Here is a 7,360-nt window from a genome sequence, read left to right as displayed (position 1 = left end):
GACCAATCGATGCAACCGGCGACCAACCGTCATTCAGAGCGAAGCGAAGAATCTCCTCGCACGACAACCTCCGCGCAGCCGACCAATCGATGCAGCCGGCGACCAGCCGTCATTCAGAGCGAAGCGAAGAATCTCTCGCACGACAACCTCCGCGCAACCGACCAATCGCTGCAACCGGCAACAACACCGCGCCGCGCCGCCCGCAACTACCCACGCATAACAACCCGAATCGCATCCAGCGCCGCCGCCGCCACATCCTCGAACGGCCGCGTCGCATCGAGCACCGCCCATCCGCCGCGCGCCTCTGAAGCAAGCGCCAGAAACCCCGCCCGCACTCGCTCGTGAAAGTCGATCGTCTCGCGGTCGAAGTGGTTCCCCTCACCGGCGCCCGCGCGACGCGCCAAACCCGCTTCGACCGGCAGGTCCAACAGCAGCGTCAGGTCCGGCGCGATGCCCTGCGTCGCCACGGCGTTCGCCCGCTCCACCACGTCGCGCCCCAACCCCCGCCCGGACCCCTGGTACGCGATCGACGACGCGCTGTAGCGATCGCAGAGCACGATTGCGCCGCGTTCGAGCGCGGGCCCTACGACGCTCGCCACAAGATGAGCGCGCGCCGCCTCGAACAGCAGCAACTCCGCGAGCGGATCATCTACCGCTTTCGATGCGAGGACGAGCGCGCGGATCTGCTCGCCGAGCGGCGTCCCGCCGGGCTCGCGCGTCTCCACGACTTCGCAGCCATCGCCGCGCAGGCGCGCAGCAACACCGGCGAGCACCGTCGACTTGCCGGCGCCCTCACCACCCTCGAACACGATGAACGTCCCTCGTCGCGTCATGAGTGAGTCCTACGGCATCGCCGCGGTTACGGCAACGCTATCCCAACTGTCGCGAACGGCGAACAGTTCAGTCGCCGCCGGACGTCGCGCGGCGAATCTGCCCCGCACGCGAAGCGTGATACGTGATCGTCTCCCCGCCCTGCTCGATGACGATGCGATAGCCCGGCGTGACGACCTGCGCGCACACTTCACCTGCCGACGCGGCGCCCAGGCAGGCAGTCGGCCAGTTGACATCTTCGACGGAGACCAGCGTCGCGCCCGCGCCTGCATCCTCCAGCACGCCATCGACGACGGCGGGCCGCCAGACGAGCCACCCGGCTGCATCCGGCGACACCAACTCCCACGCCGCAACCTCGTCCGACGCGGCGCGGGCCATCGGGATCGTTTGCCCGTCGGCGGCGGTCGCCGTGCCCGCGTCCTCCAGGCGCTCGGCGGAGAGCCGATCGGCCGGCAGCGTGCGGTCCGATACGAACGCCTCGGCGCCGAGCGTAGCCGTGCGCCCTGCCCCTTCCGTCGTCACCGCCGTCGCCAACCCCGGCGTGAACTGCTCGCGCGGCGTCGTCGTAGCGCCCGGCGTCCGGTCATTGTCACCGCCGCCGCAGGCCACGAGGATCACCGCCAGCGCCGGCAGCGCGATCGCGATCCGGCGATAAAGATCCATCATGCGGGCAGTGGAACATACGCCAGAGGCGCCTACAACACGACGCAGCCTTGCACGTGTTCCCGCTTCCCGCTTCCCGCGTCCAGCAACCAGCGACCAGCAACCAGCGACCAACGACCAACGACCAACCTCCAATCTGCTATACTCCCCGCGCTGCGCCCAAACGGGCGTACGCCAGCTTCCTGGAGGAGCGGCCGGCCCGGCGCGGGTGCGGCCGTACTTTATGCCAGCAGTAGTTGTCATCGGCGGCCAGTGGGGCGATGAAGGCAAGGGCCGCGTCGTCGACCTGATCGCTCAGGGCGCGACCGTCGTCGCGCGATACTCCGCCGGCAACAACGCCGGCCACACCGTGATCAACGACCGCGGCGAATTCAAGCTCAACGTCGTGCCGGCCGGCATCTTCTACCCCGAAAAAACCTGCCTTATCGGCAACGGCGTCGCCGTCGATCCGGCGATCGTCCTCAATGAGATCGACCAGCTCGTCTCGCGCGGCATCAGCGTCGCCAACCTGTTCATCAGCGACCGCTGCCACGTCATCATGCCCTGGCACCCGCTCATCGACCTCGCCGACGAAGCCCTGCGCGGCGAAGCGGCGATCGGCACGACGGGGCGCGGCGTCGGCCCCTGCTTCACCGATAAGGTGGCCCGCATCGGCATCCGCGTCGGCGACCTGATCGATGCCGACGCGCTGCGCGCGCGCCTCGAGTTCGTGCTGCCCTACAAGAACAAGGTTCTGCAACAGCTCTACAACCTGACGCCGCTCGACTTCGACGAGGTCTATCAGCAGTACTGCGCCTACGGCGCGCGCCTTGCACCGTTCGTGCGCGATACGGCGCAGATCGTGCATGAAGCGCTGGACCGCGGCGAGACCGTCCTGCTCGAAGGCGCGCAGGGCTGCCTGCTTGACCTCGATGCCGGCACCTACGAATACGTCACGTCGAGCGTACCGTCGTCATCCGCCGGCGGCGCCGGCATCGGCATCGGCATCGGTCCGACCGTGATCCAGCAGGTCGTCGGCATCTACAAGGCCTACATGACGCGCGTCGGCAACGGCCCGATGCCGAGCGAGCTGCACGACGAGACCGGCCAGATCCTGCGCATCGAAGGGCCGCGCCCGGAGATCGGCACGACGACCGGCCGTCCCCGCCGCACCGGCTGGTTCGACGCCGTCGCCTCGCGCTACAGCGCCATGGTGAACGGCGTCACCAGCGGCGTGCTCACGCGCCTCGACGTGCTCGATAACTTCCCCTCGATCAAGATCTGCACAGCGTACGAGACTGAAGACGGCCGCCGCCTGACGACGCTGCCGGCAAGCTCCGTCCAGCTCGGCAACGTCAAACCCGTCTACGAAGAAGTCGAAGGCTGGCGTGCCCCGACCAACCGCTGCCGCACCTGGGACGAACTCCCCCCACAGGCGCAGGAGTACATCCGCTACATCGAGCGGCTGCTGAAGATCCCGATCGACATCGTCTCGGTAGGCCCCGAGCGCGACCAGGCGATCATCGTCCACGACGTCCTGAAAGTGAAACCCCGCCGCTAGCGGACGCACTTACAACTTACGACTTAAAACCTAGGACTCGTCACTCATTCCCCCGACACGCCGTCTCCGTAAACGGCGGCACGCCTGTGCCCCGGCTGCGCGTGCACGTGCGCGTACCCGTGTCGACGATCAGCTCACCTTCGTCGTTGGTCCGCGTGTTGAAGCGGTCGAGGTCGCCGTAACCGGCGCCGAACGCGCGCTCACCATCGGCGCGCCAGACGCCCCGCGTCGCCTCGCACTCCTCGACGAACGCGCCTTTGATGCCCGCTAGCTGCTCCAGCGGCCCCAGCTGCGCGAACTCGTCGAAAAACACGCGGCAGGCGCTGTTCAGTTCCTGCTGCTTCGGCGACTTGTCGTACAGCGCGATGAACGTGCCGTCTTCGAGCCGCGTCACGTAGATGTGCTCGGACGCGATGTACGAGACGTCGCCGCGCTCGTAATTCTCTGCCGGCCCCGCGTTCACGTCGTCCGTCGGCACGTTGGCGTCGTCGTTGTCGAACGCCAGCCCGATCGCAAGTCCCACCACGACCAGCACCCCGATCGCGATCAGCGCGCGCAGCAGGCATCCACGCACCCATCTTCCGCGCTCCGGCTGCCCAGCTTCGCTCACTCGGAGCGCGCCTTCGCGTGTACGCGCAGCGCCAGCGCCGTTTCGATGCGCAACGCCGCCTCGAGCGACACGTCGGCGCCGCGCTGCATCGCCTCCTTCGCCGCGGCGACAGCCGCCGGCGGCAGCGATGCCAGCGTGCGCGCCATCTCCGTCGACTCCGCAAGGAGGCGCTCGTGCGGCACCACGCGCTGCACGAGCCCGCATCGCAGCGCCCGCTGCGCGTCGATCGGCGCCGCGCTCAGGATCATCTCGCGCGCGATGCCCGGCGCGATCGTGCGCGACAGCGTCTGCGTGCCCCCCGCCGATGGCATGTAGCCCAGGTGTACCTCTGGCAGCGCGAACGTCGCATCCTCCGACGCGATGCGCAGGTCGCAGCACAGGCTCAGTTCGCACCCGGCGCCGAACGCAAAACCATGGATCGCGGCGACCATCGGCTTCATGATCGAAAGCATCATGCCCCAGGTATCACGCTCGCTGCGCCCGGCGCGTGCCTCCACGTACGACGGCGCGCTGCCAAACTCGCCGATGTCCGCGCCGGCGCTGAACGCACGCTCACCCGCCCCCCGAAAAATGATGCACCGCACGTCCGGGTCGTCGCGGACGGCGTGCAGCAGCGTCCACAGCTCGTCGCGCATCGCCATATTGACGGCGTTGAGGACGTCGGGCCGGTTCAGCGTCACCCACGCGACGTCGCCCGTCTTTTCGTACAGGAGCGGAGAAGTGCTATCCAAACTCACGCCCGAAGCGTAGCAAGTGTGAGTTCTGAGTCCTAAGTGCTACTTACAAACTGACAACTGAAAACTTACAACTGCGCGCGCAGCGCGCCAGCAGCGTCCACAGCTCGTCGCGCATCGCCATATTGACGGCGTTGAGGACGTCCGGCCGGTTCAGCGTCACCCACGCGACGCCGTCGCCCGTCTTTTCGTACAGGAGAGGAGAAGTGTTATCCAAACTCAGGCCCGAAGCGTAGCAAGTGTGAGTTCTGAGTCCTACGTGCTAAGTTCTACGTCGTGAGGCACGGCATTCTACTCGCCGCTGACTCTGCAGAACGTGCGCCATCTACGCCGCGGCGTCACTGAAAACTGACGACTGAAAACTGACGACTGCGCGCAGCGCCCAAAGCGTAGCAACTGTGAGTTCTGAGTCCTACGTTCCGAAGTCGTAAGTCGCTGACCTCTACTTATTACTTACAACTGAAAACTGACAACTGCGCGCGCAGCGCGCTACAGCACCACCAGATTGTTCCGGTGTACCACCTCTGACCCGTAGTGATACCCCAGCGCCCCCGCGATGCGGTCCGACCGCAGCCCCCGGATCGCGCTCACTTCTTCGTCGCTGTAGTTCGTGATGCCGCACGCGATCGGCGGGCTGTCGGGGAGACAGATGCTCACCGCATCGCCGCGCTTGAACGGCCCCTGCACGTCGCGGATGCCCGCCGGCAACAGGCTGCGCTTCTGTTCGAGCAGCGCCCGCCCCGCCCCCGCATCGACGATGATGCAGCCCTTCGTCGCCAGCCCCGAGAGCATCCAGCGCTTGCGGCTCTCCATGCGGCTCGTGCGCGCCGGCATCAGCGTGCCGACGTGCTCGCCGCGCGCGATCCGCGTCAGGATGTCGCGCTCGTGCCCCGGCGCGATGTATACGTCGGAGCCGCCGCCGGTCGCGAGCTTCGCCGCCTGCAGCTTGGTCACCATGCCGCCGGTGCCGCGCCCTGTGTCGCTCTCGCCGGCGATCTGCTCGATCTCTTTCGTGATCCGGTCCACGCGGTCGATCAGCGTCGCGTCGCGTTGCTTGCGCGGGTCTGCGGTGTACAGGCCGCCGGTGTCGGTGAGCAGCGCCAGCATGTCGGCGTCGATCAAGTTCGCGACGAGCGCCGATAAATTGTCGTTGTCGCCGATCTTCGCGCCCGCGATCTCGTCGACGCCTACCGCGTCGTTCTCGTTGACGATCGGCACGACGCCCAATTCGAGCAACGCCAGTAATGTGTTGCGGGCGTTCAGGTACCCGACGCGGTCGGCGATGTCGCGTCGCGTCAGCAGCGTCTGCCCGACAACGCGTCCGTGCTTCGCGAAGAGCCGGTCGTACGTGTGCATCAGGTGCGTCTGCCCGACCGCGGCCAGCACCTGCCGGAACGGCACGTCCTTGCGGTCCTGGTGTGCGTCCAGCCGCTCGCGGCCGGCGGCGATCGCCCCCGACGTCACCACAAGCACCTGGCGACCCTCGTCGAGCAGCGCCACCACCTGCGCCGCCAGCGATGCCATGAGTTTCGTGTCGAGCTCGTCGCTGCCGCCGGTGAGCAGGTTCGTGCCGAACTTGGCGACGATCCGCCGATAGCCGGCGCCCCCGCCGCGGCCCGTGCGTGGTCTAGTCATGCGCTCCGTCCAACTTGGGCGGAGTATATCAGCGGCCCCGGCCGCCTCCGGCGTGCGCCATGTGCCACAATGCAGCGTGTTTCGCGCCGCCTGGGTGCTCACCAAGCAGACGTTTCGCGGCTACGGCCGTGCGAACTCCGGTCTCTACGCCGCCGCGATCGCGTATTACGTCCTCTTCGCGATCGTGCCGATCGCCATCCTCGCCTTCTCGGTGTTCGGTCTCGTCCTGCGTGATGAAGGCCGCCGCGACGAGATCGTCGACTACGTGCTCGACCAACTGCCGCTCACGCAGACCGAAGGGCGCCAGGACGTCGCCGACCTGCTCGATAGCGTGCAGGCGGCCAGCGGCGCTATCGCCATCGTCGGTCTCGTCTTCGCGCTGTGGACGGCGTCGTCCGTGTTTTCCGCCGTCCGCCGCGCGCTCAACAACGTCTGGCGCGTCGACGAGGAACGACCGTTCGCGCAGGGTAAACTCGTCGACTTCCTGCAGATCGGGCTGCTCAGCGCGATCCTGATCTCGTCGCTCGTCGCCACAGGCGTCGTGCGCGCCGTGCGCGAGGCCAGCGCCGAGCAGTGGGGCCCGATCGCCGGTCAGAGCCCGCTCTGGGAAGTCCCCGCCGTGCTGATCCCGGCCGCCGTCACCTTCGTCACCTTCGCGACGCTCTACCACATCGTGCCGGCAACCCGCCCCGCCCTGCGCGATGTGCTGCCGGGCGCCGTCATCGCCACGGTGCTCTTCGAACTGCTCAAGAACTCGTTTGCCATCTACGTCGCCAACTTCAACAACTACGACGTCGTCTACGGCTCGCTCGCCGGCATCGTGCTGTTCCTCTTCTACACCTACCTGTCGTCCGTCATCTTGCTCTTCGGCGCCGAGGTCGCGCACACGTCGGAGCGCTTCCACGCCGGCGCCTTCGAAGAGGAGATCCACCCTAGGGTGCCCGGCGATCCAATCAGCGAGCAAGCGCTCCGGGCGCTGCGCGGCCTCTTCCTGCGCCAGTAGCTCGTTGTCCCGGCCCCACGCAGATGACAAACGACAACGCAGACGCGCGCTGTAACGGAAACGCGGGCTGAAAGCCCGCGCTCAAAAATCAAACCCTCTGCGCCTCTGCGCCTCTGCGCCTCTGCGCCTCTGTGGTTCCGTCACCCCCAACGATCGGCAACCCACGACGCCGGCTTCCAACGCAGACGCAAGCGCACCACACGGCAGAACGCGGGCTGAAAGCCCGCGCTCAAAAATCAAACCCTCTGCGCCTCTGTGCCTCTGTGGTTCCGTCACCCCCAACGATCGACAACCCACGACGCCGGCTTCCAACGCAGACGCAAGCGCACCACACGGCAGAACGC

Annotated in this window: 8 protein-coding genes; 2 read left to right on the top strand and 6 right to left on the bottom strand. The window is 67.1% G+C overall.

The genetic code is table 11. The features are described from left to right. Positions 1–206: 206 nt before the first annotated feature. Together tmk and WEB52_03850 are read right to left on the bottom strand one after the other, a co-directional pair. Entirely contained in the window at positions 207–833 is a 627-nt protein-coding gene (gene tmk, locus WEB52_03855) for a dTMP kinase (protein MEX2225567.1), read from the bottom strand. 67 nt (positions 834–900) lie between these two features. Next, positions 901–1,497: a hypothetical protein gene (locus tag WEB52_03850; protein ID MEX2225566.1), complete on the bottom strand. Its 597-nt coding sequence runs from the start codon at positions 1,495–1,497 to the stop codon at positions 901–903. A gap of 220 nt (positions 1,498–1,717) precedes the next feature. Here WEB52_03850 and WEB52_03845 point away from each other — a divergent pair, with 220 nt between their 5' ends. Next, positions 1,718–3,034, top strand: a complete 1,317-nt coding sequence (locus tag WEB52_03845; GenBank protein MEX2225565.1) for an adenylosuccinate synthase — start codon at positions 1,718–1,720, stop codon at positions 3,032–3,034. A 40-nt stretch (positions 3,035–3,074) separates the two neighbouring features. Here the strand turns inward: WEB52_03845 and WEB52_03840 are convergent, their stop codons facing one another. The 4 genes from WEB52_03840 to proB form a co-directional block, all read right to left on the bottom strand. After that, positions 3,075–3,644 carry a hypothetical protein gene (locus WEB52_03840; GenBank protein ID MEX2225564.1) on the bottom strand — a complete coding sequence of 190 codons (570 nt, stop codon included), beginning with the start codon at positions 3,642–3,644 and terminating at the stop codon, positions 3,075–3,077. Next, a complete protein-coding gene (locus tag WEB52_03835; protein MEX2225563.1) occupies positions 3,641–4,381 on the bottom strand; it encodes an enoyl-CoA hydratase/isomerase family protein in 741 nt (246 codons plus the stop codon). The genes WEB52_03840 and WEB52_03835 overlap by 4 nt, the downstream gene beginning before the upstream one ends. Before the next feature lie 43 nt (positions 4,382–4,424). Beyond that, on the bottom strand, positions 4,425–4,595 hold the full coding sequence (locus WEB52_03830) for a hypothetical protein (GenBank protein ID MEX2225562.1): 171 nt from the start codon (positions 4,593–4,595) through the stop codon (positions 4,425–4,427). 272 nt (positions 4,596–4,867) lie between these two features. Then, entirely contained in the window at positions 4,868–6,013 is a 1,146-nt protein-coding gene (gene proB / locus WEB52_03825) for a glutamate 5-kinase (GenBank protein ID MEX2225561.1), read from the bottom strand. A 76-nt stretch (positions 6,014–6,089) separates the two neighbouring features. Between proB and WEB52_03820 the strand changes: the two genes are divergently transcribed. Then, positions 6,090–7,016, top strand: coding sequence for a YihY/virulence factor BrkB family protein (locus WEB52_03820; GenBank protein MEX2225560.1), 927 nt, complete (start codon positions 6,090–6,092; stop codon positions 7,014–7,016). Positions 7,017–7,360: the final 344 nt, after the last annotated feature.

The organism is Dehalococcoidia bacterium (assembly GCA_040902535.1).
GTDB lineage: Bacteria > Chloroflexota > Dehalococcoidia > DSTF01 > JACRBR01 > JBBDXD01.
Note: the sequence above shows the minus strand (reverse complement) of the source record. Positions and strands in the feature narration are given on the sequence as shown.

Coding starts and splice junctions, on each gene's coding strand:
- WEB52_03850 (MEX2225566.1), bottom strand. CDS start 1,497: ATGATGGATCTTTATCGCCGGATCGCGATCGCGCTGCCGGCGCTGGCG.
- WEB52_03845 (MEX2225565.1), top strand. CDS start 1,718: ATGCCAGCAGTAGTTGTCATCGGCGGCCAGTGGGGCGATGAAGGCAAG.
- tmk (MEX2225567.1), bottom strand. CDS start 833: ATGACGCGACGAGGGACGTTCATCGTGTTCGAGGGTGGTGAGGGCGCC.
- proB (MEX2225561.1), bottom strand. CDS start 6,013: ATGACTAGACCACGCACGGGCCGCGGCGGGGGCGCCGGCTATCGGCGG.